Genomic DNA, 24,654 nt, shown 5'->3' with positions numbered 1-24,654 from the left:
AACGAGCTCTACTTTAGCGGACCGCTGGCCAGAGACGAAATCCGGTTTCGAGGCTCTCGCAGGTGGGGGCGGGGGTGTCCGGTTTCAGGGGGTCTGGGGGGTGAGGGTGAGAAGGGTGGCTTCCGGGGGGCAGGCGAAGCGGACGGGGGTGTAGCGGTTGGTGCCGCAGCCCGCGGAGACGTGGAGGTAGGAGGTGTGGCCCCCGGCGTGGTGGCTGGAGAGGCCCTTGACCCGCTGGGTGTCCAGGTCGCAGTTGGTGACCAGGGCGCCGTAGAAGGGGATGCACAGCTGCCCGCCGTGGGTGTGGCCGGCGAGGATCAGGGGGTAGCGGTCCGTGGTGAAGGCGTCCAGGGCGCGCAGGTAGGGGGCGTGGACCAGGGCCAGGGAGAGGTCCGCGTCCGTTTCGGGGCCACCGGCCACCTCGGCGTAGCGGTCGCGCTTGATGTGGGGGTCGTCGAGACCGGTGAGGGCGATCTCGATGTCGTTCAGCTTCAGCCGGCCCCGGGTGTTCGACAGCCCGACCCAGCCCGCCGCGTCGAAGGCGTCGCGCAGCTCGTGCCAGGGGTTGTGGATCGCCCCGACGACCGGGGCGTTGCCGTTGAGGCCGTGGCGGCCGCTGACCTTTTCCAACAGGTAGCGGGCGGGATTGCGCGGCTTCGGTCCGTAGTAGTCGTTGGAGCCGAAGACATACGCGCCCGGGAACTCCATCAGGGGGCCCAGCGCGTCCAGCACCTCCGGTACGCCCTCGGGGTCCGAGAGGTTGTCGCCGGTGTTGACGACGAAGTCGGGGCGCAGTCCGGCGAGCGACTGGAGCCAGCGCTGCTTCTTGCGCTGGCCGCCCACCATGTGGATGTCCGAGATCTGGAGGACGCGCAGCGGCCGCATTCCGCTGGGCAGCACCGGGACGGTGATCCGTCGGAGCCGGAAGGAGCGGACTTCGAAGCCGGCCGCGTAGGCGAGACCGGCTGCGCCGACCGCCGTGATTCCCAGGGGTACTCCGTATCGCGCGCGCATGGTCACCATGGTCGCAGAACGCGGGTGGGGGAGAAATCTTCGGGTGATTCCCGGCCAGTGCTGGCAGACTCGACGCCATGACCACCACGCTCAAGTCCAGGCTGAAGGACGACCTCACCGCAGCGATCAAGGCGCGCGACGAGCTGCGCTCCTCCACTCTCCGGCTGACCCTCACCGCGATCCAGAAGGAAGAGGTCGCGGGGGAGAGTGCCCGTGAGCTGTCCGACGCCGAGGTGGAGAAGATCGTCGCGCGGGAGGCGAAGAAGCGCCGTGAGGCGGCCGACGCCTTCACCAAGGGCGATCGCCCCGAGCAGGCCGCAAGGGAGCAGGCCGAGGGGGAGGTGCTCGCCGAGTACCTGCCGAAGCCGCTGACCGATGACGAGCTGAACGCGCTGGTGGCCGAGGCCGTACGGGAGGCCGCGGCGGCCGGTGCCGAGGGCCAGCGGGCCATGGGCGCGGTCATGAAGATCGTGAACCCCAGGATCGCCGGGCGGGCCGAGGGCGGCCGGGTCGCGGCCGCGGTGAAGCGCCAGCTCGCGGGCTGAGCCGACGCTCGGCGCCCGTTCGGCGCCCGCCTGTCGTTCCCCGATATCTGGGATCGCGGTGGGATTTCCGCAGGTCAGGAGCGCTGAGCGGAGATACGCGGAGAGACGAGGGGCCGGGCATGCCATGCCCGGCCCCCTCTGCGTTCAGCTGTCGCTACCGCGGCAAGTGCCAGCCGCCGTTCCCGTTCCCGCCGTTTCCCTTGCCGCCGTTCCCATTGCCCCCGCCGATCAGGTCCGGGGGAAGGGAGATGTCCGGCCAGGGGTCGTTCCCGCCGTTGCCACCACCGCGGCCCGGCTTGTCGTGCCCCGGCTTGTGGTGGCGGTCCGGCTTGTCGGACGGGTCCTTGATCGGGACGCTGACGAAGCCCGGCGCGGGCTTGCCCTCCAGCGCGCCGCTCATCGCGTCCTTCCAGATCGGGCCCGGGGTGTCCGCGCCGAAGACCTTGTCGTGGAAGACGCCGCCGATGGTGATGTTCTCCATCTTGACGCCCTGCGCACCCGGGCCGCCGACCCACACGGCGCCCGCGAGGTTCGGGGTGTAGCCGACGAACCACGCGGCCTTCCGCTCGTCCGTCGTACCCGTCTTTCCGGCGCTCGCGCGGTTCTCGAGCCCGGCCTGCTTACCGGTGCCGTCCTCGACCACGCCGCGCAGCAGGGTGTTGATGGTGTCCGCGGTCTTCTGCGACATGGCGCGCTTGCAGGTGGACTTCGGGACCTTCAGCGCCTTGCCTCCGGGCCCGGTGATCGACTCGATGAGGACCGGGGAGCAGTAGACACCGCGGTTGGCGAAGGTCGCGTAGGCGTTGGCCATGGTGAGCGGGGAGAAGCCCTCGGTGCCGAGGGTGAGGGACGGCACCTGGTTGTGCTCCTTGCCGTCGGCCCGCTCCGCGCCCATCTTGTCGGCCAGCTCGGTCACCGGGCAGACCCCGATCTCACTGATCAGCTGGACGAAGTAGGTGTTGACCGACTTCGCGGTCGCCTCCTTCATCCCGTACGGGCCGACCTCGCGCTCGTTCTCGTTCTCGACGGTCGCGCCCTCGCTGTTGCTCCAGGAGCCCTTGCAGGTGCTGACCGGGCTCGGGTACTCCATCTTGTACGGCGAGGAGTAGCGCTTGTACGGCTTGGTGCCCCGTTCGATGGCGGCCGCGGCGGTGATCGGCTTGAAGGTCGAGCCGACCTGGAAGCCATAGTTCGAGCCGCCCATGGACTTGTCCGCGGAGAGGTTGATCTGCGTCTCGTCCTTGCCGAAGCCATACGGCCGGGACTGGCCCATCCCCAGCACCTTGCCGCTGCCCGGCTCGACGAGCGAGACGGCGGTGGCGACCGAGTCGGACTGGTAGACATGCGCCTTGATCGACTTCTGGACCGACTTCTGCGCCTTGGGGTCCAGCGTCGTACGGATCGTCATTCCGCCCTGGGTCCAGCGCTTGGCACGCGCCTCGCGGGTCTTGCCGAAGACCCGGTCGTTGAGGAAGACCTCGCGGACGTAGTCACAGAAGAAGCCCGCGCCGTCGACGGCCGTGATGCAGCCGCTGCGGGGTGTGCTGACCTTCAGCCCGAGTGGCTTCTTCTTGGCGGCGTCGGCCTGCGCCTGGCTGATGTCCTTCACCTCGGCCATGCGCTGGAGCACGGTGTCGCGCCGGGTCTTCGCCGTCTCCGGATTGGCCACCGGGTCGTAGCGGCTGGGTGACTGGACGAGCCCGGCCAGCAGCGCGGCCTGCTCCACCTTGAGGTCCTTGGCGGACTTGCTGAAGTAGCGCTGGGCGGCGGCCTCGACGCCGTACGCCTGCTGCCCGAAGAACGTGATGTTCAGGTAGTTCTCGAGGATGCGCTTCTTGCCCAGTTCCTTCTCGACCTGGATCGCGTACTTCAGTTCCTTGATCTTGCGGCCGATGGACTGCTCGGTGGCCTGGGCGACCTTCTTCTCGTCGTCGCCCGCCTCCTCGACGAAGACGTTCTTCACATACTGCTGGGTGAGGGTGGAGGCCCCCTGCGAGACGCCGCCGTTCTGGGCGTTCTTGTTCGCGGCGCGCAGTACGCCCTTGAGGTCGACCGCCCCGTGCTCGTAGAAGCGGGCGTCCTCGATCGCGACGATCGCCTGCCGCATATAGGGGGAGACGTCCTTGAGCTTCACGATCGTGCGGTCGCGCGAGTAGACCTTCGCGATCTCGCCGCCCTTGGCGTCCAGGATGGTGGTCCGCTCGCTGAGCGGCGGAGTCTTGAGATTGGCCGGAATCTCGTCGAACTCCTCGACCGTTCCCTTGGCGGCCAGGCCGAACGCCCCGACCGCGGGCAGCGCGAGCCCGGCCATGACCGCACCGGCCAGCACGCTGACGCCGAGGAACTTGGCGGCCTGTTGAGCGGTGGACAGCCCCCCGCCCGAACGCGTGTTACCCATAAGGGGCAGCCTACGTGTCGAATCGCCGGACAGGGGACCGCGTGTTCGCATACGCTGTTTCACGCCAGTCACAGATGCACGGCTGCGCCACACCCCCACCCTCACTCAAGTGAGTGATGAGACCTGCCCGGATTGCGGCCCCCTGCCCCACGCTGCCCTTTGCGTCCTGGGTGAACTGCCCGTATTTGCACTAGTAATCGCAAATGTCGTCAGCTCACTCCGTTGGGTGATCTGCCGCGTACCCATAGTCCGTTCGGGCCATCCAAGATTGGGCCCGCAGGGGGTGTTGCGCCCTGCCCGCCTTCCGTAACGTCCTCAACTGGCGACGGTGAATATGCCGTTTGTCGCCGTGGGGGAGCTCCGATTCGGGAGAGGACGGCGCCAGCATGGGCTGGGTAACCGACTGGAGTGCGCAGGCCGCCTGCCGCACTACTGATCCAGATGAACTGTTCGTCCAGGGCGCGGCACAGAACAGGGCCAAAGCGGTCTGCACCGGATGCCCGGTGCGCACCGAGTGCCTTGCGGACGCCCTGGACAACCGCGTGGAGTTCGGTGTGTGGGGAGGGATGACCGAGCGCGAGCGGCGGGCACTGCTGCGCCGCCGGCCGACGGTGACCTCGTGGCGCAGGCTGCTGGAGACCGCGCGCACCGAATACGAGCGCAGCGCGGGCATTTTGCCCTTCGACGACGAGGAGTACGAGCGCTTCGCCGCCGTCGGATAGCGGTGGGCGGTATCGGTCGGTCGGTCTCAGGGACGGGCGCGGGTATGTGCGGGTTCCGTCCGGGACGAGCACGGTCGCGGCCATGGACGGTCGCGGTCGGCCAGGCGCCGATGCGGTCATGGACGGATGCGGTCATGGGCCGCTTCGGTCATCCGGCCGTGGGGCGTGTCCCGATGGACGGGCGGTGCGGCCCGCGACCTAGGGGGTCTGCCCACCCTGAGCGCGACGCCGAGGTGTGAGTACGGCGTAGTGAGTACGACGTAGGTGAGTACGGCGTGTGAGCGCTGCGAGGGCGCCATGGGGGGTGCCCTCGGCGTCGGCGGCGTCAGCATCGGCGGCGTCAGCCGCGTACCTCGGCATGCGCCGTGCCAGGCGCACACACCAGGTGCGGGCCAGCCGGTGCCATGCTGCGCGCGCGGCCACCCGCTGGGCTCTGTTCCTTGCCGGGCGCTCAGCCCGCGCGCTGGGGGCGCTCCACCGGGACCGCCAAGCGATCACCGATCGCCCGCAGCCCTGTCAGATCGTGTACGTCTCCCGCGAGTGCGGCCACTTGGGCCACCGGAACCTCGGGGTGCAGGGCCGTGAAGCGGTCGTGCGTGCGCTGCTCGCGTCCGAGCACCTGCATACGCTCCGCGTGCAGCCGAAGCATTCCCGCGGCGAGCCGCTCCGCCGACGTGTCCGCCGACGTGGGGGAGACGTCGGGGTCCGCTGCCGAGGGGTTCCGCGCTTGAGCCTTCCCTGAGTCGCGATCGACAAATCCGCCGTCGGCAAGATTTTCTTGGCCGTCGTCGGGGTTGGCCGAATCGCTCGCATCTGGTTCCGGTTCTGTGTCCGGTTCCGGTTCCGGTTCCGGTTGCGTCGCCGGTTCGGTGGCGGCGTCCGCCATGGCGAGGATCTCCGCGGCCGCCAGCGCCCGTTCCGCGGAGAGCTGTTCGGCCCCGCTGCCGTGTACCCGGTTCAGCACCATCCCGGCCAGCGGCATCCGGTCCGCCGCCAGCCGCTCGACGAAGTACGCGGCCTCGCGCAGGGCGTCCCGCTCCGGGGCGGCCACCACCAGGAAGGCCGTGCCCGGCGCCTGGAGCAGCCGGTAGGTGGCCTCCGCGCGGGTACGGAATCCGCCGAACATGGTGTCCATCGCGGCTGCGAACGTCTGCACATCGCGCATCAGCTGTCCGCCCAGCACCTTGCTGACGGTGCCCGTCATCATCGAGACGCCCACGTTCAGGAACTTCATCCCGGCCCGGCCACCGACCTTCGCCGGTGCCATCAGCACCCGGATGAACTTCCCGTCCAGGAACGAGCCGAGACGTTTCGGCGCGTCCAGGAAGTCCAGCGCGGACCGGCTCGGCGGGGTGTCGACGATGATCAGGTCCCACTCGTCGCGGGCGCGCAGCTGGCCGAGCTTCTCCATGGCCATGTACTCCTGCGTGCCCGCGAAACCGGCCGAGAGCGACTGGTAGAACGGGTTCGCCAGGATCGCTCGGGCCCGCTCGGGGTCGGCGTGCGCCTCGACGAACTCGTCGAACGTCCGCTTCATGTCCAGCATCATGGCGTGCAGTTCGCCGCCGTTGTCGTCGCCGACTCCCGCCACCCGCCGCGGGATGTTGTCGAGCGCGTCGATGCCCATCGACTGGGCCAGCCGGCGTGCCGGGTCGATGGTGAGGACCACGACCTTGCGGCCGCGCTCCGCTGCCCGTACGCCCAGCGCGGCGGCCGTGGTGGTCTTGCCGACGCCTCCGGAGCCGCAGCACACCACGATGCGGGTCTGCGGGTCGTCCAGGAGCGCGTCGGTCTCCAGCCGGGGTGCCACGTCCATGCTCATGCCGCCTCCTGCGTCCGGCTCGTACCGCGCGCCTCGGGGACGCCCGCCTTCAGGGCGAGCGCACTCACGACGCCCGCCTTCGGGACGCCCGCGTTCACGACGTGCGCCCTCACGACGGCCACTGCTTGCGCAGATCCGCCGCCAGCCGGTAGAGCCCGGCCAGGTCGACGCCGTCGGTGAGCAGCTCCAGCTCATGCAGCGGCAGCCCCAGACCGGACAGTTCGGCCCGCTGCGTCCGCTCCAGCGCGACCCGCTCCGCGTGCTCGCGCGCCTGCTCCAGCAGCGGATCGACGAGGCGCTCGGCGAGGCCGCCGCGGCGCGCGCCGCCCAGACCCGCCTTCGAGAGCGCCTTCGCGACCGCCGCACGCTGCCCGTTCGCGGCGATCTCGACGGCGTCGTGGTCGAGGATCGCGGGCCGCACCATGTTGATGATGACCGCGCCGGTCGGCAGGCCGTCGGCGCGCAGCTCGGTGATGCCGTCCGCGGTCTCCTGGACCGGCATCTCCTCCAGCAGTGTCACCAGGTGGACCGCTGTCTGGGGAGACTTCAGGACGCGCATCACCGCCTGTGCCTGGTTGTGTATCGGGCCGGTCCTGGCCAGCCCCGCGACCTCATGGTTGACGTTCAGGAAGCGGGTGATCCGGCCGGTGGGCGGGGCGTCCATGACGACGGAGTCATAGACGAACCGCCCGTCCTTGCCCTTACGGCGCACCGCCTCGCACGCCTTACCGGTCAGCAGCACATCGCGCAGCCCGGGGGCGATGGTGGTCGCGAAGTCGATCGCGCCCAGCTTCTTGAGGGCCCGTCCGGCCGAGCCCAGTTTGTAGAACATATGGAGGTAGTCGAGGAGGGCGAATTCCGGATCGATCGCGAGGGCGTGCACCTCACCACCGCCCGGCGCGGTCGCGATCTTCCGCTCCTCATAGGGCAGCGCTTCCGTCTCGAAGAGCTGCGCGATGCCCTGGCGGCCTTCGACCTCGACCAGCAGCGTTCGCCTGCCTTCGGCCGCGAGGGCCAGCGCGAGTGCCGCGGCGACCGTGGTCTTGCCGGTTCCGCCCTTGCCACTGACGACATGGAGCCTGCTCACACTGGGGAGCCTAACCAGTCCTCCCACGGCCTACGCACGAGGGCCCGGCGGAGAGGCATTACAGTCGGCTCATGACGAAGTGGGAATACGCGACCGTGCCGCTGCTCGTGCACGCCACCAAGCAGATTCTGGACACCTGGGGCGAGGACGGCTGGGAGCTCGTCCAGGTCGTTCCGGGGCCGAACAACCCCGAGCAGCTGGTGGCCTACCTGAAGCGGGAGAAGGCATGAGCGCCGTCGAGACCAAGCTCGCCGGACTCGGTCTGACGCTGCCCGAGGTCGCCGCGCCCCTCGCCTCGTACGTGCCCGCGATCCGCACCGGTTCGTACATCTACACGGCGGGTCAGCTGCCGCTCGTGGAGGGCAAGCTGGCGGTGACCGGCAAGGTCGGCGCCGAGGTGACCCAGGAGGAGGCCAAGGAGCTGGCGCGGACCTGCGCGCTGAACGCCCTGGCCGCCGTGAAGTCGGTCATCGGCGATCTCGACAAGGTCGTGCGGGTGGTCAAGGTCGTGGGCTTCGTCGCCTCGGCACCCGACTTCACCGGACAGCCGGGCGTCGTCAACGGCACGAGTGAGCTGCTGGGCCAGGTCCTCGGCGACGCGGGTGTGCACGCGCGCAGCGCGGTCGGCGTGGCGGTGCTGCCGCTCGACGCGCCGGTCGAGGTCGAGATCCAGGTCGAGGTCGCGGACTAGGTCCTGTCCGGCGGATGCGTCAACCGGATCCGGCTGGCGCATCGGCCGCGTCCGGCCGCCGGGGCGGGGCAGGTGCGGTGGGTGCCCCTCGAACATCCGCCCACAAACGCATAGCATCCGGCCATGTCCACTACGAATGGCCAGTGGTACCCGCCCGAGTGGCCAGAGCGGATCCGGCTGTTGTCGACCGGTGAGCTCACACCGGTGACACCCCGCCGGGCCGCCACCGTGCTGCTGCTGCGGGACGGACAGGACGGGCGGGACGGGGACGGCGCGTCCGCACCCGAGCGGTCCGAGACTGCCGAGCGGGGTGCCGGGGGCGACGGGGGAACCACAGGGACCGGGGAGACCCGGAAGACCGAGGAGACCGAAGAAGCGGGGGAGACCCGGGAGAGCGGTGCGTCCGCGGTGCCCGGTGAGCCCGAGGGGTCCGTACGCGACGGGCACGAGGGACGCGACGGGCGGGACGGACACGACGGGCCGGACGCCCCCGGGGGCCCCGCCGTCTACATGCTGCGCAGACGCGCCTCCATGGCCTTCGCCGGAGGCGCGTACGCCTATCCGGGCGGCTCCGTCGATCCGCGCGACGAGCGGATGGTCGCCTGGGCCGGGCCCTCGCGCGCCCAGTGGGCGCGGCGGCTGGGGCTCGAGGCGAACGACGCGACGCAGGCCCAGGCCATCGTGTGCGCGGCGGTCCGCGAGACGTTCGAGGAAGCCGGGGTGCTGCTCGCCGGGCCCACCCCTCATACGGTCGTCGCGGACACCACCGGCGACGACTGGGAGGCGGACCGCGCGGCGCTGGTGGCCCGGGACCTGTCGTTCGCCGAGTTCCTCGACCGCCGCGGGCTGGTGCTCCGCTCGGACCTGCTGGGCTGCTGGGCCCGCTGGATCACCCCGGAGTTCGAACCCCGCCGCTACGACACCTGGTTCTTCGTGGCTGCGCTGCCGCGGGGGCAGCGCACCCGTAACGCCTCCACCGAGGCGGACCGGACGGTGTGGATCCGGCCGGGTGAGGCGGCCGACGGCTACGACCGGGGCGAGCTGCTGATGATGCCGCCGACCATCGCGACACTGCGCCAGCTGCGGCCGTACGGTTCGGTCGGCGAGGCGCTGGCCGGGGCCGCCGACCGCGATCTGACCCCGGTCCTCGCGCAGGCGCGGCTGGAGCACGGCGAGCTGGTCCTGAGCTGGCCGGGACACGACGAGTTCACCAAGCACATCCAGACGGGCACCACGGGGGGATCCTCCGCATGACCAACGCAGCCTCGCTGCCCGGCCAGCCGCGCGGAGGCGCGATCGGCGGCCCGGCCACCGACCGGGCCGTCTGCGTCCTGGCCCCCAACCCCTCGCCCATGACGCTGGACGGCACCAACACCTGGATCGTCGCCGAGCCGGACTCCGACCTCGCGGTGGTCATCGACCCCGGGCCGCTCGACGAGGGCCACCTCGCCGAGGTCATCGCCACGGTGGAGCGGACGGGCAAGCGCGTGGCGCTGACGCTGCTCACCCATGGCCACCCGGACCACTCGGAGGGCGCGGCGCGCTTCGCGGAGCTCACGCGGACCCGGGTGCGTGCCCTGGACCCGGCGCTGCGGCTGGGGGACGAGGGGCTGGAGCTGGGGGACGTCATAACCACCGGCGGGCTGGAGTTGCGGGTGGTGCCCACACCCGGCCACACGGCCGACTCGCTGTGCTTCCACCTCCCGGCGGACGGGGCGGTGCTCACCGGTGACACGGTGCTCGGGCGCGGTACGACCGTGGTCGCGCACCCGGACGGGCGGCTCGGCGACTATCTGGACTCGCTGCGCAGGCTGCGCTCGCTGGCGGTGGACGACGGGGTGTCCACGGTGCTGCCGGGCCACGGGCCGGTACTGAACGACGCGCGGGGCGCGGTGGAGTACTACCTCGCGCACCGGGCGAACCGGCTGGCGCAGGTGGAGACGGCCGTCGAGGACGGCTATCGCACGCCGGCGGAGGTCGTGGCGCATGTGTACGCGGATGTGGACCGGTCGCTCTGGCCCGCGGCGGAGCTGTCGGTGCGGGCACAGCTGGACTATCTGCGGGAGCACGGGCTGATCTGAGCGGCGGAGACGCGGCCGTCGAGGCGGACGCGACTGGTGCGGCGGGCGAGGCGGACGCGGCGGTACGGCCCGGCGCTTGTCGGATGGCTGCGCGCCCCCTGCGTAGGTGCGCGCGCCCGCGTGAAGGCGTCCAGGGGCGCGTGGGGCGCGTCATTGGTTCTGGCCGGGCCCCTGGCCGACCGGAAGCGTCCCGGGGCGCCCCCGAACGCGTTCCGGGCTCGTGCCGCGGACGAGGGGGCGAACAGCCGAGAACGGCCGAAGGGCCCCGGCCGGGAGATTCCGGCAGGGGCCCTTCGGCTGTGTCTTCTCTGTCTTCCGCGGTGCGGGAGGCGACTTCCGGGATGCGGTCCCGGGGTCGTTCCGTCAGCGGGAGCGCTTCGCCAGCCGCTCGACGTCGAGCAGGATCACGGCGCGGGCCTCCAGCCGCAGCCAGCCACGGCCCGCGAAGTCGGCGAGCGCCTTGTTCACGGTCTCGCGGGAGGCGCCGACCAGCTGGGCCAGCTCCTCCTGGGTCAGGTCGTGGACGACGTGGATGCCCTCCTCCGACTGCACGCCGAAGCGGCGCGAGAGGTCCAGCAGGGCGCGGGCCACGCGACCGGGGACATCGGAGAAGACCAGGTCGGACATCTGGTCATTGGTCTTGCGCAGACGGCGGGCCACCGCACGCAGCAGCGCGGAGGCGACCTCGGGCCGGGCGTTCAGCCAGGGCTGGAGGTCGCCGTGGCCGAGGCCGAGCAGCTTGACCTCGGTGAGGGCGCTGGCGGTGGCGGTGCGCGGGCCGGGGTCGAACAGCGACAGCTCGCCGATGAGCTCGCCGGGGCCGAGCACGGCCAGCATGTTCTCGCGGCCGTCGGGAGAGGTGCGGTGGAGCTTCACCTTGCCCTCGGTGACCACGTACAGCCGGTCGCCGGGGTCCCCTTCGTGGAAGAGTGCGTCACCCCGCGCGAGGGTGACCTCTCCCATGGAGGCGCGCAGCTCAGCGGCCTGCTCGTCATCGAGCGCCGCGAAAAGCGGGGCGCGCCGCAGAACGTCGTCCACGAGTCTCTCCTTGTCGACATGCACAGGGGACCGTCGTCCCCATGATGCCGGACGGTAAAACAGTGCGATCAATCACAAGTTTGACGCACCGGTCTTCCGGACCGAACGGTGGGGGTCCGATTGGGCGCCCTCTCGGCTCTGGCCGGGCCGTATGTCGGTGGCTGGGCTTAGGCTGGCCGGGTGTCCAATACGCCGGTGAGAGCACAGGGCAAGGGGGCCGGACAGGTGGCCGCACCTCGTAATTCTGCTGTGGGCGAACAGCGCTCCGAGCAATCGGCGAAAGCGGCGAAGCCGCGCAAATCCACCACGGCGTCCACGGCCGCCTCCGCCTCCGCCTCCCCGCCCCGGCACAAGAGCAAGGCCGGTACCAAGACCGAGTCCCGGACCGCCCTCGTCCGCCGGGCCCGGCGGATCAACCGCGAGCTCGCCGAGGTGTACCCGTACGCCCACCCCGAGCTGGACTTCGAGAACTCGTTCCAGCTGCTGGTCGCCACGGTCCTGTCCGCACAGACCACCGATCTGCGGGTCAACCAGACCACCCCCGCGCTCTTCGCCGCCTATCCGACCCCCGAGGACATGGCGGCCGCCGACCCCGAGGTCCTGGAGCAGCTGATCCGGCCAACGGGCTTCTTCCGCGCCAAGGCCAAGTCGCTGCTGGGGCTGTCCGCCGCACTGCGCGATCACTTCGGCGGTGAGGTGCCGGGCCGGCTGAAGGACCTGGTCACCCTGCCCGGCGTCGGCCGTAAGACGGCCAATGTGGTGCTCGGTAATGCCTTCGGGGTGCCGGGGCTGACCGTGGACACCCACTTCGGGCGGCTGGTGCGGCGCTGGAAGTGGACGGACCAGGAGGATCCGGAGAAGGTCGAGGCGGAGATCGCCGCGCTCTTCCCGAAGAGCGACTGGACGATGCTCTCGCACCGCATCATCTTCCATGGCCGCCGCGTCTGCCATGCCCGTAAGCCCGCGTGCGGCGCCTGCCCGATCGCCCCGCTCTGCCCGTCGTACGGGGAGGGCGAGACCGACCCGGACAAGGCGAGGAAGCTGCTGAAGTACGAGATGGGCGGCCAGCCCGGGCAGCGGCTGCGTCCCCCGGCCGACTATCCGGGCCGTCCGGCGGCCCCGCTGGGAGCCGCCGAGTGACGAGCACGTACGGCGGAGGGGTGCGCGTCAGCGCGCAGGGGCTGCCCGAGTGGCTGCTGCCCCTGGCCCGCGCGGCCGAGACGATCGAGCCGACCCAGCTGAGCCGGTTTCTGCCGCCGCGGACCGGAGGCCGCCCGTCCGCCGTGCTGGTGCTCTTCGGGGAGGGCGCGCACGGCCCCGAGCTGCTGCTGATGGAGCGGTCCGGTTCGCTGCGCTCCCATGCGGGCCAGCCGTCGTTCCCCGGTGGTGCGCTCGATCCGGAGGACGGCGATCCGGACAGTTCCGGGCCGCTGCGCGCAGCGCTGCGCGAGGCCGAGGAGGAGACCGGGCTCGACCCCGAGGGCGTTCAGCTCTTCAGCGTGCTGCCCCGGCTCTACATCCCGGTCAGCGGGTTCGTGGTCACACCGGTCCTCGGCTGGTGGCACCGCCCGAGCCCGGTCGGGCCGGTGGATCCGGCCGAGACGGCCCGCGTCTTCACGGTTCCCGTGGCGGATCTCACGGATCCGGCGAATCGGGCAACCACTGTGCATCCGAGCGGTCACACAGGGCCCGCGTTCCTGGTCGGATCCGCTTTGGTCTGGGGTTTCACCGCCGGGGTGATCGATCGCATTCTGCATTTCGCGGGATGGGAACAGCCCTGGGACCGCGCCAAGCGCGTCCCACTCGACTGGCGTGCATGAGACGGTGTCTCGGTGAACGTGCTGGACTTCCTGCTGCTGCTCGCCGCCGTTTGGTTCGCGATCATCGGCTACCGCCAGGGCTTCGTCGTCGGTGTGCTGTCGGTGACGGGGTTCATCGGCGGTGGGCTGGTCGCGGTCTATCTGCTGCCCGTTATCTGGGACGGCGCGACCGACAGAGCGTCCCCCGGCACGTTCGGCGCCGTGATGGCGCTCGCCCTGGTGATCGTCTGTGCCTCGGTCGGGCAGGCGGCCACCACCCACCTGGGGAACAAGCTGCGCCGGTACATCACCTGGTCACCGGCGCGCGCCCTGGACGCCACGGGCGGCGCCCTGGTGAACGTCCTGGCGATGCTGATGGTCGCCTGGCTGATCGGCTCCCTGGTGGCCGGGACCTCGCTGCCCACGGTCGGCAAGGAAGTCCGCAACTCGAAGGTGCTCCTCGGAGTCGACCATGTCGTCCCCAACGAGGCGAACACCTGGTTCACCGACTTCTCCTCGGTGCTCGCCCAGAACGGCTTCCCGCAGGTCTTCTCGCCCTTCGCCAATGAGCGGATCACCTCGGTGCCGCAGCCGGACCCCGCGCTGGCTCAGTCCCCGGTGGCCACCCAGGCCCAGCGGAGCATCGTGAAGGTCGTCGGCACCGCTCCCAGCTGCGGCAAGGTGCTGGAGGGCAGCGGCTTCGTCTACGCCCCGAACCGGGTGATGACCAACGCGCATGTCGTCGGCGGGGTCGATGAGCCGACCGTGCAGATAGGCGGCGAGGGCCGGCTCTACGACGCGAAGGTCGTGCTCTACGACTGGAAGCGCGATATCGCGGTCCTCGATGTGCCCTCGCTGCGCGCACCGGCGCTCCAGTTCGCCCAGGAGGACGCGGACAGCGGCGATGACGCGATCGTCGCCGGCTTCCCGGAGAACGGCGCCTTCGACGTACGCGCGGCCCGGGTCCGCGACCGTATCGACGCCAACGGCCCGGACATCTACCACCGGGGCACCGTCGACCGCGATGTGTACTCGCTGTTCGCGACCGTGCGCCAGGGCAACTCCGGAGGCCCGCTGCTCACCCCGACGGGCCGGGTCTACGGCGTCGTCTTCGCCAAGTCCCTCGACGACGCGGACACCGGGTACGCGCTGACCGCGGACGAGGTGGCCAAGGACGCCGAGGAAGGGCGTACGGCCGAGCAGCCGGTGGACAGCCAGGGGTGCGCCCTCTAAGCCAGGGGTGCGCCCTCCAGCGGAGCCGCTAGGTGGAGCACGGGGGCCGGGCACCCATGCCCGCCGGGCATGACGGAGCTGCCGTCGGTGGACGGTGACGGTGCAGGTGGTGGCGGTGCCGGTGGTGCTAGCGACTGCGTGGATGACGCAGCCGCGCCGACACCCAGCGGGCACGGCGGCGGATGATGCGGGGAATCCCGATGGTGGGGTCATGGCCTTGGATAGGCCCGGAGCCGCCCCGCTCGGAAACGGTCAGCGCGGCATTGGCAGCAGCGGCGGCTTCGGGGCCGCGGCCGCTTGGTGCGTCACGGAAGTCGTGAGTCCAGCCCATACGCCGGAGTCTGCCCCTGGCCCAAGGTCCGTAATCGCCGCTGGCTGCGGCAATTGGCCTATGCGGCAGGCAATTGGCCGTTCGTAAGACACCTGTTCGCACGGCGGCCGCGGGGTGGTCGCTATCCGCACACCGGACCACACTCAGCGGTGCTCGGCCGGGGTCGGTGGATACCCGCGACGATGCCCAACGGGCGGGCTCAGCGGTCCGGTTCCGGGTCCTTCAGCCAGTTGATCAGCTCGGTGGAGAAGGCCGTGGGGTCCTCCTCGTGGGGGAAGTGACCGAGCCCGTCGAAGAGCCGCCAGCGATAGGGCGCCTCCACATACTCCCCGGAGCCCGCCGCACTGCGGGTGCGCATCACCGGGTCGAGGGATCCGTGCAGATGCAGGGTCGGCACCCGCACCGGGCGCTTCATACGCCGGTTGAACTGGAAACCGTCCGGCCGCGCCAGCGAGCGCACCATCCAGCGGTACGGCTCGATCGAGCAGTGCGCGGTGGACGGGATGCACATCGCCCGCCGGTAGATCTCCACCGCCTCGTCGTCGGGCAGCCGGGGACCGGACCAGTCGCGGATCAGCTCGCCCACCGCCGCCGCGTCGTCCGCGACCAGCCGGCGCTCGGGCAGCCAGGGCCGCTGGAAGCCCCAGATATGGGAGCTGGCGGTGGTCTGCCGCATATCGGCGAGCATGGCCGAGCGCCAGCGGCGCGGATGCGGCGTCGAGGCCACCGCGAGCCGCCGGACCAGCTTCGGCCGCATCACCGCGGCCGTCCACGCCAGATACCCGCCCAGGTCATGGCCGACGAGCGCGGCGTCCGGCTCACCGAGCGAGCGCACCACCCCGGTGATGTCGAGCGCGAGGTTGGCCGGGTCGTAACCACGGGGCGTACGGTCGCTGCCGCCCACCCCGCGCAGATCCATGGCGACCGCCCGGTAGCCGGCGTCGGCGAGCGCGGTCAGCTGGTGCCGCCAGGTCCACCAGAACTGCGGAAAGCCGTGGAGCAGCATCACCAGCGGGCCGTCACCCAGCTCGGCGATGTGGAAGCGCGCGCCGTTCGCCGCGACGTCCCGGTGGGTCCAGGGGCCGTCGAGCCGGACGACCGACGCGGAGGTATCAGGGGCGGTCATGCCGACGAGCGTGTCACATCCCGTGCGGAGCGTCCGCCGTTGCTCGAAGCGCGCGGATGCGGCTTGACGCTCCCCAGGACCGAGGCCGTCTCCTTGGACGAGGCGATGGACCGCTTCGGCGGCTTGACCTTCTTGAACTTCACCATCGCCAGCAGACCCAGGATCCCGGCGATCAGCCAGTAGATGCCGCCCACGATCAGGAAGCACCAGGCGAGGCCGAGACCGGTCCACGAGCGCAGACCGTAGGCGAGGGCGAAGCTGAGCACCGGCAGCGAGAACAGCAGCAGCACACCGGCCACCATCCCGGCACTGCTGCCGACCGCGGCGCGCTTGGCCCCCACCCGGAGCTCGGCCTTGGCCAGCGCGATCTCGTCGTGCACCAGCGCGGACAGCTCGGTGGTCGCCGAGGCCATCAGCTGGCCGAGGCTGCGGTTGCCGCCGTCGTCCTGGCCGAGGCCGCGGTTGCCGCCGTCGTCGGCTGCGCTCATCGCCATCTCCCTCTGCTCTTGTGCGTCTTCCGCTCCTGCGATGTGCCGCGTGGTGCGCACTTGCTGCCTCTTCTGCGCGATTCCGCGGGTGTCAAGCCTCTCAGATCATGCCGGACCATCGTCGCCGGAGTCCCCAGCGGCAGCCACTTCGGCAAGCCGCCGGTGCTCGGCGGCCTTCGCCTCGTGGATCGCGGCCATCCGAAGGTGGTATTCCGGGCTGTCGAGTTCATAGACGTCGGGGATGCCGTCCATGTCGTCGTCCCGGTCCTCCTCCTGACACAGCCGCCGGTACCTGTTGTTGCGCAGCTTGAGGAGGATGCCCGCGACCAGCGCGGCGCACAGCGAGCCGATGAGCACGGCCGCCTTGACCTCCTCGGCGAGCACCGGGTTCTCGGCGAAGGCGAGTTCGCCGATGAGGAGGGAGACGGTGAAGCCGATTCCGGCCAGCGAGGCGACCGCGAACACATCCGCCCAGGCCAGATCCTCGTTGAGTTCGGCCTTGGTGAAGCGGGCGGCCAGCCAGGAGCCGCCCCAGACACCGACGGTCTTGCCCACCAGCAGGCCGAGGACGATCCCGAGCGTCTCGGGGCGGGTGAAGACATCCGCGACCGCGCCCCTGGAGAGGGGCACACCGGCGGCGAAGAGGGCGAAGAGCGGTACGGCGAGACCGGCCGACAGGGGCCGTACCCGGTGCTCGATCCGCTCGGCGGGGGAGTGCTCCTCGCCCTCGCGCACGGTGCAGCGCAGCATCAGACCCATTGCGACGCCCGCGACGGTGGCGTGCACCCCACTGGCGTGCATCAGGGCCCAGATCACCAGGGCGAGCGGCACATAGACATAGCCGCCGCGCACGCCCTTGCGGTGCAGCAGCCAGAAGACGGCGAGCCCGGCGAAGGACAGCACCAGGGGCAGGAAGTGGATGTTCCTGGTGAAGAAGACCGCGATGATCAGGATCGCGCCGAGGTCGTCGACGACGGCCAGAGTGAGCAGGAACGCGCGCAGGGCGGCGGGCAGCGCGGTGCCGATGACGGCGAGGACGGCGAGCGCGAACGCGATATCGGTGGCGGTCGGCACCGCCCAGCCCTGGAGACTGCCGCCTCCGGCCGCGCCGACGGCCACGTAGACCAGCGCGGGGACGGCCATTCCGCATACGGCCGCGACCACGGGCAGCGCCGCCGCCTTGGGATCGCGCAGCTCGCCGGCGACCAGCTCACGCTTGAGCTCGATCCCGGCCACGAAGAAGAAGACGGTCAGCAGCCCGTCGGTGGCCCAGGAGGCGACCGACAGATGCAGATGCAGCGCCTCGGGACCGAAGGAAAAGTCCCTGACATCGGCGTAGACGTCGCTGAGCGGGGTGTTCGCGAGGATCAGCGCGGCGATCGCGGCGACGAGCAGGATGACCCCGCCGACGGTCTCGGTACGCAGCGCGTCCGTGACGAACGTCCGCTCGGGCAGCGACTGGCGTCCGAGGAAGGTGCGGCGGGAGGGCGCGGCCACGGGGGAGCCTCCTGGGGTCGGTGGGAACGGATACACAGATCCTGTGTGCCGACCAGACTTCCCGGCGCGCCTCATCTTCTTGTCGCGGCCTTGACGCGACTGACCTCAACTTTAACCCGGATGCGTGAGGGGCACCCCCGCCGGGCGGGGGCGCCCCTCATCCGTGCACCGCGGTGACCCGGTGCGCCGACGCCGACCTGACCGCTCAGTCCTCGCTCGGCGGTCAGCTCCGCTCAGTCCTCGCTGGGCGCCGATGGCAGCTTGGTCTGGATCAGCTCCATGACGGAGGAGTCGGTGAGCGTGGTGACATCACCCAGCGCGCGGTTCTCGGCGACATCGCGCAGCAGACGGCGCATGATCTTGCCGGAGCGGGTCTTGGGCAGCTCGGCCACCGGCAGGATCCGCTTGGGCTTGGCGATCGGGCCGAGCTGCTTGGCGACATGCGCCCGCAACTCCTCGACCAGGCCCTCGTCCTCGGCCGCGCCACCGCGCAGGATGACGAAGGCGCAGATGGCCTGGGTGGTCTGCGGGTCCGTCGCACCGACCACGGCGGCCTCGGCGACCTTGGGATGGGAGACGAGCGACGACTCGACCTCGGTGGTGGAGATGTTGTGGCCGGACACCAGCATCACATCGTCGACCCGGCCGAGCAGCCAGATGTCGCCGTCGTCATCCTTCTTGGCGCCGTCGCCCGCGAAGTAGCGGTTCTCGAAGCGGGACCAGTAGGTGTCCAGATAGCGCTGGTCGTCGCCCCAGATCGTACGGAGCATGGCCGGCCATGGCTCGGTGAGCACCAGATAGCCGCCGGCGCCGTCCGGCACCTCGTGCGCCTCGTCGTCGACGACGGTGGCGGCGATGCCGGGGAGCGGGACCTGCGCCGAGCCGGGCTTGGTGGCGGTGACCCCCGGCAGGGGCGTGATCATCATGCCGCCGGTCTCGGTCTGCCACCAGGTGTCCACCACAGGCGTCCGGTCCGCGCCGATGTGCTTGCGGTACCAGATCCATGCCTCGGGGTTGATCGGCTCGCCGACCGAGCCGAGGATCCGCAGCGACGACAGATCGAACTTGGCCGGGATGTCGTCGCCCCACTTCATACAGGCGCGGATCGCGGTCGGCGCGGTGTACAGCAGGGTGACCCCGTACTTCTGGACGATCTCCCACCAGCGGCCCTGGTGCGGGGTGTCCGGGGTGCCCTCGTAGAGCACCTCCGTGGCGCCGTTGGAGAGCGGGCCGTAGACGATGTACGAGTGGCCGGTGACCCAGCCGACATCCGCCGTGCACCAGAAGACGTCCGACTCCGGCTTGAGGTCGAAGACGGCGTGGTGGGTGTAGGAGACCTGGGTGAGATAGCCGCCGGTGGTGTGCAGAATGCCCTTCGGCTTACCGGTCGTGCCCGAGGTGTAGAGGATGAACAGCGGGTGCTCGGCGTCGAACGCCTCGGGGGTGTGCTGCTCCGGCTGACGGTCCACGATCTCGTGCCACCACACGTCGCGGCCCTCGGCCCAGGCCACCTCCTGGCCGGTGCGCCGGACCACCAGCACGCTGCGCACGTTCTCGGTGCCGGGACGGGTCAGGGCCTCGTCGACGGCGGGCTTGAGCGCGGACGGCTTGCCGCGGCGGTAGCCGCCGTCGGCGGTGATGACGACGCGGGCGTCGGCGTCCTGGATGCGGGTGGCGAGAGCGTCGGCCGAGAAGCCGCCGAAGACCACGGAGTGCGGGGCGCCGATACGGGCGCAGGCCAGCATCGCGACGACGGTCTCCGGGATCATCGGCATATAGATGGCGACCCGGTCGCCCGTCTCGACGCCCAACTCGGTCAGGGCGTGCGCCGCTTGGGAGACCTCGCGCTGGAGGTCGGCGTAGGTCAGGGAGCGGGTGTCGCCGGGCTCCCCCTCGAAGTGGAGCGCGACACGGTCGCCCAAACCGTTCTCGACATGACGGTCTACGCAGTTGTACGCGACATTGAGCTTGCCGTCGGCGAACCACTTCGCGAACGGCGGATTGGACCAGTCAAGTGTCTCGTTCGGCTCGGTCGCCCAGGTCAGCCGACGGGCCTGCTCGGCCCAGAAGCCCAGGCGGTCCGCCTTCGCCCGCTCATACGCCTCCGCGGTGACATTGGCGCCGGCGGCCAGCTCGGCGGGCGGCGCGAAGCGACGCTCCTCCCGAAGAAGGTTGGCCAGGCTTTCGTTGCTCACGACATCTCCCATTCCCAGGGTGTCCGTTGTGTCCCAGGCCATAGCTCATCAGCCCGCGGCACACCCTGACAAGGGTTGTTGACGAAAATTGGTTTAGACCTGTAGTGGATTATTGATCAACTTACCCCCAGGACACCGGGGACGGCCTCGGCCTGGACGCCTTCGGTGTGCGCACTGACACAGGCGGTGGTCATCGGCGCGCCGTCGCCCGGCCGGACGGCAAGGAACCGGCCGGAACCGCCCTCCAGTACATACGCCTGGGCCTCCGCCACATGGAAGTACATCCCGTGCAGCGTCAGCTCCCCCTCCGCCATCCGCCGGGCGACACAGGGGTGCGCCCGGAGATGGTCGAGCTGCTGCATCACATTGATCAGCGCCAGCCGCTCCAGATCATCGGCCACCGGCCGGTCGGCCAACGCGACCTCACCGCGGCCCAGCCGCCCGATCCGCTCCATCCGGGCCAGCCCGGGACGGCCGTGGCGCAGCCAGCGCACCAGCGGGGTCTGCCCAGCGGCACCACCGGCCGGATCCGCGACCGACGGCGCGGACGGCTCGGGGACCCGGGCCGGGTCGGCGAGCGGGACCGGCCCGGTGGCTCCGGGCGGGGCCGGGGCCGGAGCCAGTTCCGGTACGGGGGCCGGTTGCGATGCCGGTTGCGGTGCCGGCTGCGCAACTAGTGCCGACGGCGGGGCGGGTGCCGGTGCCGATGGCGGGGCGGGTGCCGATGGCGGTGCCTGGGCCGGGGCTGACGCGCCGAGCAGCGCCTGCATCGCCCCGCATCCGGAGTGGCCGCACACGGTGATGCTGCTGACCTTCAGCACCTCCACCGCGTACTCGATCGCCGCCCCCACCGAATCGCAGGAGTCATCGGTACCGGGTGGCGGCACCAGATTGCCCACATTGCGCACGGTGAACAGATCGCCGGGTCCACTGGAGGTGATCATGCTGGTCACCAGACGCGAGTCGGCGCAGGTGAGGAAGAGCTGGCCGGGCCGCTGCCCCTCCCGCGCCAGCCGGGCCAGCTCGCCGCGCACCAGCGGCGCGGTGTTGCGCTGGAACGCGCTCACCCCGCCCAGCAGTTGACCGCCGCTGTGTCTGCCGCCCGGCCCCTCCGTCGAGCCGGGGTGGGTGCATCGGTGGTGGCGCCACGGCGTCCATGGTCGGCAGCCAGGGGTGCCGGGCGACTCCACGGCAGGTCGCGGCGCCACCCGGGCGCTGTGGAGGGGCTGGCCATCGCGGACGGTCTGGTGGGCGTGGCCAGTCCGGCCGTCGGACGCGGTCCTTCCCGAGGCGGCCCTTCCTGAGGCGGTCCTGCCAGGAACGCCGCGGTCGCCGCCGCGGGCCCGGCGCAGGGGAACGCCGCCGAGCAGCACGGCGACAACCCCGCCGCCGACGGCGGCCATCAGCCCGGCCTCGAGCGGGGCTCCGGCGGCCAGTGCGATACCCAAGGAGAGAGGGACGGCGATCAGGAAGACGGCGATCACGACGGGCAGGGCCCTGCGGCGAGAGGCCCCGTCGAACCGGTCCAAGAGTTTCACCATTCCCGTCCTTCCCGTTCTCTCCGGGCTACGTGGTCGCGGACGCAACGCGATCGTCGGGGCGGCCTTGCGCTGCCCAGAATCCCAAGCGTTGGTAAATGAATGGTAATGCTGAGTAAAGTCAGCGGGAAGCATTTTGCGGTCGACTGTGCCGATATTCCATCTATCGGGTGAATAGTCATTTGAAATGCCTTGTCATGCTCTGTCTTCTTCTCGGTCCGTGCGAGGTTGGCTCCCATCCGGCCGGAGCTCCCGGACCAAGGGAGATACCTCCCGGGCCAAGGGAGACAAGAGGGACGAGGTGGCGGCATGAGGGTCAGGAGAAACGTCACTGCATGGCTCGCCGTGATGGCGGCGCTCGCGGCACTGGCCAACTGCTCGGGAGACTCCGGCGACGGGCAGAACACCGCGGGCAGCGGAGGTTCGCACGATCGCGAACGTCCGCAGAAGGGTCCCGCGGTGCCGAAGCACCCGGGCCACGCCGGGAAGATCCTCCGGCTCATCGGCGACGGCTCGACCGCCTACACCGGTCCGCAGCCGAACCAGTTCAAGACCAAAACGCTCGAACCCGGCAAGAAACCACCGCAGTTCGTCGTGTTCTCCTGGGACGGTGCGGGCCAGGACGCGCAGCGGCTGTTCTCCCACTTCCGCGACGTCGGCAACAAGTACGGCGCGAAGATGACGTACTTCCTCAGCGGCGTCTACATGCTGCCCACCGAAAGGCGGGAGCTCTACGATCCGCCGAGACATCCGCGCGGCACCTCGTCCATCGGCTTCAACGACGTCAAGGGCGTCCGGGACACCGTGGAGCAGCTCCGGGGCGCCTGGCTCGACGGCAATGAGATCGGCACCCACTTCAACGGCCACTTCTGCGGCCCCGACGACGGTGTCGGCACCTGGACGCCGGACGAGTGGCTGAGCGAGACCCGGCAGGCCGAGTCGTTCGTGAAGAACTGGAAGACCAACACCGGTCTGAAGGACGTGGAACCGCTGCCCTTCGACTACGAAAAGGAGCTGGTCGGCGGCCGCGCCCCGTGTCTGGAGGGACAGAAGAACCTCCTGCGTGCGGCCAAGCGGATGGGCTGGCGCTATGACGCGAGCTCCGTCGGCGGCCTCCAGGTCTGGCCGCGCAAGATCGACGGCATCTGGGACTTCCCCCTCCAGCAGATCCCGGTGCCGGGCCGGTCGTTCGAGACCCTGTCGATGGACTACAACTTCCTGGCCAACCAGTCGGGTTCGTCGACCAACGGCAAGAAGTCCAAGCGCGCCGCATGGGGCCGTCAGATGCGTGACGGTCTGCTCGCCGCCTTCGACCGGGCCTACGAGGGCAACCGCGCACCGCTCTTCGTCGGCAACCACTTCGAGTCCTGGAACGGCGGAACCTATATGCACGCCGTCGAGGAGGTCATCAAGGAGGTCTGTCCGCGCGAGGGCGTCTACTGCGTGTCGTTCAAGCAACTGGCCGACTGGCTGGACGCGCAGAACCCCCTGGTCCTGGAGAAGCTGCGACAGGTGGACGTCGGGCAGCGGCCGGTGGGCGGCTGGAAGAGCTACCTCGCCGCCGAGCCGACCTTCCCGCGCTCGGCCGCCCCGGCCGAACGGGACCGGGACGGCGACCACGGGCGGAAGGGCGGCCACAAGCGCGAGGACGAACCCGGGCGGCACGACGAGCCCGGACGGGAGGAGGGCCCCCGCCGGGAGGAGGACTCCGACCGGGATGACGGTCCCCGCCGGGAGAACACCTACGGGCGCGAACAGGAGGACACGGACCGGGAGTACTCCGGCCGGGAGGAAGGCTCCGAGCGGAGTGAAGCGCCCGACCGGGAGCGGATGTCCGAGGGTGACGAAGAACCCGGGAGCTACCGGGAGTCCGGCCGGTACGAGGAGCCGGACGGCTACCAGGGGTCCGAGCGCTACGGGGATTCCGGCAGCGTGGATTCCGACAGCGCGGACTCCGGTGGCGGGGACTCCGGTGGCGACCAGGGCTCCGGCGAGGACGCATCGGCTAGGCGGGAGCGGGAGTAGCCGCCGCGGCGCCCCTGGCGAACTCATCGAGCACGAAGGCGGGGTCCACCTGGGCGGCCAGGTCGGCCCCCGTCTTCGCGTTGCCCCAACTCTGCGCGTTCTTCAGGTGGAAGTGGACCATCTGGCGGGTGTAGCGCTGCCAGTCGCGCCGCTCGTAGGAGCCGTCCACCGCCGCGTGCAGCGTCCGCAGCGCCTCGCGGTTCGGCTCCTCCAACTCCTCGAACCGGCGCGGGCGGCCCTTCTCCATCGCCCGGACCCAGTCGGAGTGGCCGATGGTGATCAGCAGGTCATCGCCCACCTCCGCACGCAGGAATTCGAGGTCGTCGGGTCCCTGCACCTTGTTGCCCACCACGCGCAGCGCCACGTCGAAGTCGCGGGCGTACTCCTTGTACTGGCGGTAGACGGCGATGCCCTTACGGGTGGGCTCGGCGACCAGGAACGTCATATCGAAGCGGGTGAACAGCCCGGAGGCGAAGGAGTCGCTGCCCGCCGTCATATCGACGACGACGAACTCCTCCCGGCCGTCGACGAGATGGTTGAGGCACAGCTCGACCGCGCCGACCTTGGAGTGGTAGCAAGCGACGCCGAGGTCGGATTCGGTGAAGGGGCCGGTCGCCATCAGCCGCACCTCCCCGTCGCCGAGCCGGACGGTCCGGGCGCACGCGTCGTAGACGGGGTTGCTCTCGCCGAGCCGCAGCAGCCGCGAGCCCTCGCCGGGCGGTGTTGTCTTGATCATGGTGTCGGCGGATGCGATCCGGGGGTTCTCGCCGCGCAAGTAGTCCTTGATCAGGGGAAAATGAGCACCCATGGCGGGCAGCGCGGCGGCCTCCGTCTCGTCGAGGCCGAGCGCCGCGCCCAGGTGCTGGTTGATATCGGCGTCGACGGCGACGACGGGGGCGCGGGTGGCGGCGAGATGGCGGATGAACAGCGACGACAGCGTGGTCTTCCCGCTGCCACCCTTGCCTACGAAAGCGATCTTCATGTTCACCTAGCGTAGGTGAGTGATCCTCTTCGATGAGGGATT

21 protein-coding genes and 1 pseudogene are annotated in these 24,654 nt (G+C 70.4%); 10 read left to right on the top strand and 12 right to left on the bottom strand.

Going from position 1 to position 24,654, the window contains the following annotated elements; genetic code table 11:
* Window positions 1–84: 84 nt before the first annotated feature.
* The gene (locus AB0C66_RS12975) at window positions 85–1,014 is read right to left on the bottom strand and encodes a metallophosphoesterase (RefSeq protein WP_362436498.1); all 930 of its coding nucleotides are present in this window, start codon (window positions 1,012–1,014) and stop codon (window positions 85–87) included.
* 77 nt (window positions 1,015–1,091) lie between these two features.
* Here AB0C66_RS12975 and AB0C66_RS12970 point away from each other — a divergent pair, with 77 nt between their 5' ends.
* Window positions 1,092–1,559 carry a GatB/YqeY domain-containing protein gene (locus AB0C66_RS12970; RefSeq protein ID WP_362436497.1) on the top strand — a complete coding sequence of 156 codons (468 nt, stop codon included), beginning with the start codon at window positions 1,092–1,094 and terminating at the stop codon, window positions 1,557–1,559.
* A gap of 154 nt (window positions 1,560–1,713) precedes the next feature.
* Here the strand turns inward: AB0C66_RS12970 and AB0C66_RS12965 are convergent, their stop codons facing one another.
* Window positions 1,714–3,957, bottom strand: coding sequence for a transglycosylase domain-containing protein (locus AB0C66_RS12965; protein WP_362436495.1), 2,244 nt, complete (start codon window positions 3,955–3,957; stop codon window positions 1,714–1,716).
* A 386-nt stretch (window positions 3,958–4,343) separates the two neighbouring features.
* Between AB0C66_RS12965 and AB0C66_RS12960 the strand changes: the two genes are divergently transcribed.
* Window positions 4,344–4,679 (top strand): WhiB family transcriptional regulator, encoded by a 336-nt coding sequence (locus AB0C66_RS12960; protein ID WP_030829787.1) that lies wholly within the window; start codon window positions 4,344–4,346, stop codon window positions 4,677–4,679.
* Between the two features lie 451 nt (window positions 4,680–5,130).
* Here the strand turns inward: AB0C66_RS12960 and AB0C66_RS12955 are convergent, their stop codons facing one another.
* The gene (locus AB0C66_RS12955) at window positions 5,131–6,501 is read right to left on the bottom strand and encodes an ArsA family ATPase (protein ID WP_362436493.1); all 1,371 of its coding nucleotides are present in this window, start codon (window positions 6,499–6,501) and stop codon (window positions 5,131–5,133) included.
* Between the two features lie 109 nt (window positions 6,502–6,610).
* A complete protein-coding gene (locus tag AB0C66_RS12950) occupies window positions 6,611–7,588 on the bottom strand; it encodes an ArsA-related P-loop ATPase (RefSeq protein ID WP_362436492.1) in 978 nt (325 codons plus the stop codon).
* Between the two features lie 71 nt (window positions 7,589–7,659).
* On the opposite strand from AB0C66_RS12950, the gene AB0C66_RS12945 reads away from it, so the two are divergent.
* From AB0C66_RS12945 to AB0C66_RS12930, 4 genes are all read left to right on the top strand, one after another.
* Window positions 7,660–7,818: a DUF4177 domain-containing protein gene (locus AB0C66_RS12945; protein WP_003967454.1), complete on the top strand. Its 159-nt coding sequence runs from the start codon at window positions 7,660–7,662 to the stop codon at window positions 7,816–7,818.
* Window positions 7,815–8,279 carry a RidA family protein gene (locus AB0C66_RS12940; protein ID WP_362436491.1) on the top strand — a complete coding sequence of 155 codons (465 nt, stop codon included), beginning with the start codon at window positions 7,815–7,817 and terminating at the stop codon, window positions 8,277–8,279. The genes AB0C66_RS12945 and AB0C66_RS12940 overlap by 4 nt, the downstream gene beginning before the upstream one ends.
* 123 nt (window positions 8,280–8,402) lie before the next feature.
* Window positions 8,403–9,533, top strand: a complete 1,131-nt coding sequence (locus AB0C66_RS12935; RefSeq protein WP_362436490.1) for an NUDIX hydrolase — start codon at window positions 8,403–8,405, stop codon at window positions 9,531–9,533.
* Window positions 9,530–10,360, top strand: a complete 831-nt coding sequence (locus AB0C66_RS12930; RefSeq protein WP_362436488.1) for an MBL fold metallo-hydrolase — start codon at window positions 9,530–9,532, stop codon at window positions 10,358–10,360. Before AB0C66_RS12935 ends, AB0C66_RS12930 begins: the two co-directional genes overlap by 4 nt.
* Before the next feature lie 363 nt (window positions 10,361–10,723).
* Here the strand turns inward: AB0C66_RS12930 and AB0C66_RS12925 are convergent, their stop codons facing one another.
* Window positions 10,724–11,398, bottom strand: a complete 675-nt coding sequence (locus tag AB0C66_RS12925; protein ID WP_046088179.1) for a Crp/Fnr family transcriptional regulator — start codon at window positions 11,396–11,398, stop codon at window positions 10,724–10,726.
* Window positions 11,399–11,647: 249 nt separating this feature from the next.
* On the opposite strand from AB0C66_RS12925, the gene nth reads away from it, so the two are divergent.
* Genes nth through AB0C66_RS12910 form a run of 3 tightly spaced genes read left to right on the top strand, consistent with a single transcriptional unit; the run spans window position 11,648 to window position 14,430 of the window.
* Entirely contained in the window at window positions 11,648–12,538 is an 891-nt protein-coding gene (gene nth, locus AB0C66_RS12920) for an endonuclease III (protein WP_362436485.1), read from the top strand.
* Window positions 12,535–13,218 (top strand): CoA pyrophosphatase, encoded by a 684-nt coding sequence (locus AB0C66_RS12915; RefSeq protein ID WP_362436483.1) that lies wholly within the window; start codon window positions 12,535–12,537, stop codon window positions 13,216–13,218. Before nth ends, AB0C66_RS12915 begins: the two co-directional genes overlap by 4 nt.
* A 12-nt stretch (window positions 13,219–13,230) precedes the next feature.
* Window positions 13,231–14,430 (top strand): MarP family serine protease, encoded by a 1,200-nt coding sequence (locus AB0C66_RS12910; RefSeq protein ID WP_362436481.1) that lies wholly within the window; start codon window positions 13,231–13,233, stop codon window positions 14,428–14,430.
* A gap of 127 nt (window positions 14,431–14,557) precedes the next feature.
* On the opposite strand, the gene AB0C66_RS12905 is transcribed toward AB0C66_RS12910, so the two are convergent.
* The 6 genes and pseudogenes from AB0C66_RS12905 to AB0C66_RS12880 all read right to left on the bottom strand — a co-directional run.
* Complete coding sequence (locus tag AB0C66_RS12905) at window positions 14,558–14,761, bottom strand: hypothetical protein (protein ID WP_362436479.1); 204 nt, start codon at window positions 14,759–14,761, stop codon at window positions 14,558–14,560.
* Window positions 14,762–14,960: 199 nt separating this feature from the next.
* Complete coding sequence (locus tag AB0C66_RS12900; protein WP_362436477.1) at window positions 14,961–15,887, bottom strand: alpha/beta hydrolase; 927 nt, start codon at window positions 15,885–15,887, stop codon at window positions 14,961–14,963.
* Window positions 15,884–16,375: a phage holin family protein gene (locus tag AB0C66_RS12895; RefSeq protein ID WP_362436475.1), complete on the bottom strand. Its 492-nt coding sequence runs from the start codon at window positions 16,373–16,375 to the stop codon at window positions 15,884–15,886. The genes AB0C66_RS12900 and AB0C66_RS12895 overlap by 4 nt, the downstream gene beginning before the upstream one ends.
* A 105-nt stretch (window positions 16,376–16,480) precedes the next feature.
* Complete coding sequence (gene nhaA / locus AB0C66_RS12890) at window positions 16,481–17,872, bottom strand: Na+/H+ antiporter NhaA (protein ID WP_362436473.1); 1,392 nt, start codon at window positions 17,870–17,872, stop codon at window positions 16,481–16,483.
* A gap of 233 nt (window positions 17,873–18,105) precedes the next feature.
* A complete protein-coding gene (gene acs, locus AB0C66_RS12885; RefSeq protein ID WP_362436471.1) occupies window positions 18,106–20,067 on the bottom strand; it encodes an acetate--CoA ligase in 1,962 nt (653 codons plus the stop codon).
* A gap of 116 nt (window positions 20,068–20,183) precedes the next feature.
* Window positions 20,184–21,137 (bottom strand): annotated as a pseudogene (locus tag AB0C66_RS12880) (carbonic anhydrase); the annotation flags it as partial.
* 777 nt (window positions 21,138–21,914) lie between these two features.
* Between AB0C66_RS12880 and AB0C66_RS12875 the strand changes: the two are divergent.
* Window positions 21,915–23,630 carry a hypothetical protein gene (locus tag AB0C66_RS12875; protein ID WP_362436469.1) on the top strand — a complete coding sequence of 572 codons (1,716 nt, stop codon included), beginning with the start codon at window positions 21,915–21,917 and terminating at the stop codon, window positions 23,628–23,630.
* Here AB0C66_RS12875 and AB0C66_RS12870 read toward each other — a convergent pair.
* Window positions 23,611–24,612, bottom strand: coding sequence for an ATP-binding protein (locus tag AB0C66_RS12870; protein ID WP_362436467.1), 1,002 nt, complete (start codon window positions 24,610–24,612; stop codon window positions 23,611–23,613). The two genes, AB0C66_RS12875 and AB0C66_RS12870, sit on opposite strands and share 20 nt — an antisense overlap.
* Window positions 24,613–24,654 lie beyond the last annotated feature (42 nt).

This window comes from Streptomyces sp. NPDC048636, assembly GCF_040650655.1.
Classification (GTDB): domain Bacteria; phylum Actinomycetota; class Actinomycetes; order Streptomycetales; family Streptomycetaceae; genus Streptomyces.
This window is presented reverse-complemented; position numbering and strand designations above follow the sequence as displayed.

What these genes read in the sequence shown, in the direction of transcription:
- AB0C66_RS12975 (WP_362436498.1), bottom strand. Translation starts at nt 1,014, where the DNA reads ATGCGCGCGCGATACGGAGTACCCCTGGGAATCACGGCGGTCGGCGCA.
- AB0C66_RS12970 (WP_362436497.1), top strand. Translation starts at nt 1,092, where the DNA reads ATGACCACCACGCTCAAGTCCAGGCTGAAGGACGACCTCACCGCAGCG.
- AB0C66_RS12965 (WP_362436495.1), bottom strand. Translation starts at nt 3,957, where the DNA reads ATGGGTAACACGCGTTCGGGCGGGGGGCTGTCCACCGCTCAACAGGCC.
- AB0C66_RS12960 (WP_030829787.1), top strand. Translation starts at nt 4,344, where the DNA reads ATGGGCTGGGTAACCGACTGGAGTGCGCAGGCCGCCTGCCGCACTACT.
- AB0C66_RS12955 (WP_362436493.1), bottom strand. Translation starts at nt 6,501, where the DNA reads ATGAGCATGGACGTGGCACCCCGGCTGGAGACCGACGCGCTCCTGGAC.
- AB0C66_RS12945 (WP_003967454.1), top strand. Translation starts at nt 7,660, where the DNA reads ATGACGAAGTGGGAATACGCGACCGTGCCGCTGCTCGTGCACGCCACC.
- AB0C66_RS12940 (WP_362436491.1), top strand. Translation starts at nt 7,815, where the DNA reads ATGAGCGCCGTCGAGACCAAGCTCGCCGGACTCGGTCTGACGCTGCCC.
- AB0C66_RS12935 (WP_362436490.1), top strand. Translation starts at nt 8,403, where the DNA reads ATGTCCACTACGAATGGCCAGTGGTACCCGCCCGAGTGGCCAGAGCGG.
- AB0C66_RS12930 (WP_362436488.1), top strand. Translation starts at nt 9,530, where the DNA reads ATGACCAACGCAGCCTCGCTGCCCGGCCAGCCGCGCGGAGGCGCGATC.
- AB0C66_RS12905 (WP_362436479.1), bottom strand. Translation starts at nt 14,761, where the DNA reads ATGGGCTGGACTCACGACTTCCGTGACGCACCAAGCGGCCGCGGCCCC.
- AB0C66_RS12900 (WP_362436477.1), bottom strand. Translation starts at nt 15,887, where the DNA reads ATGACCGCCCCTGATACCTCCGCGTCGGTCGTCCGGCTCGACGGCCCC.
- AB0C66_RS12895 (WP_362436475.1), bottom strand. Translation starts at nt 16,375, where the DNA reads ATGAGCGCAGCCGACGACGGCGGCAACCGCGGCCTCGGCCAGGACGAC.
- AB0C66_RS12875 (WP_362436469.1), top strand. Translation starts at nt 21,915, where the DNA reads ATGAGGGTCAGGAGAAACGTCACTGCATGGCTCGCCGTGATGGCGGCG.
- AB0C66_RS12870 (WP_362436467.1), bottom strand. Translation starts at nt 24,612, where the DNA reads ATGAAGATCGCTTTCGTAGGCAAGGGTGGCAGCGGGAAGACCACGCTG.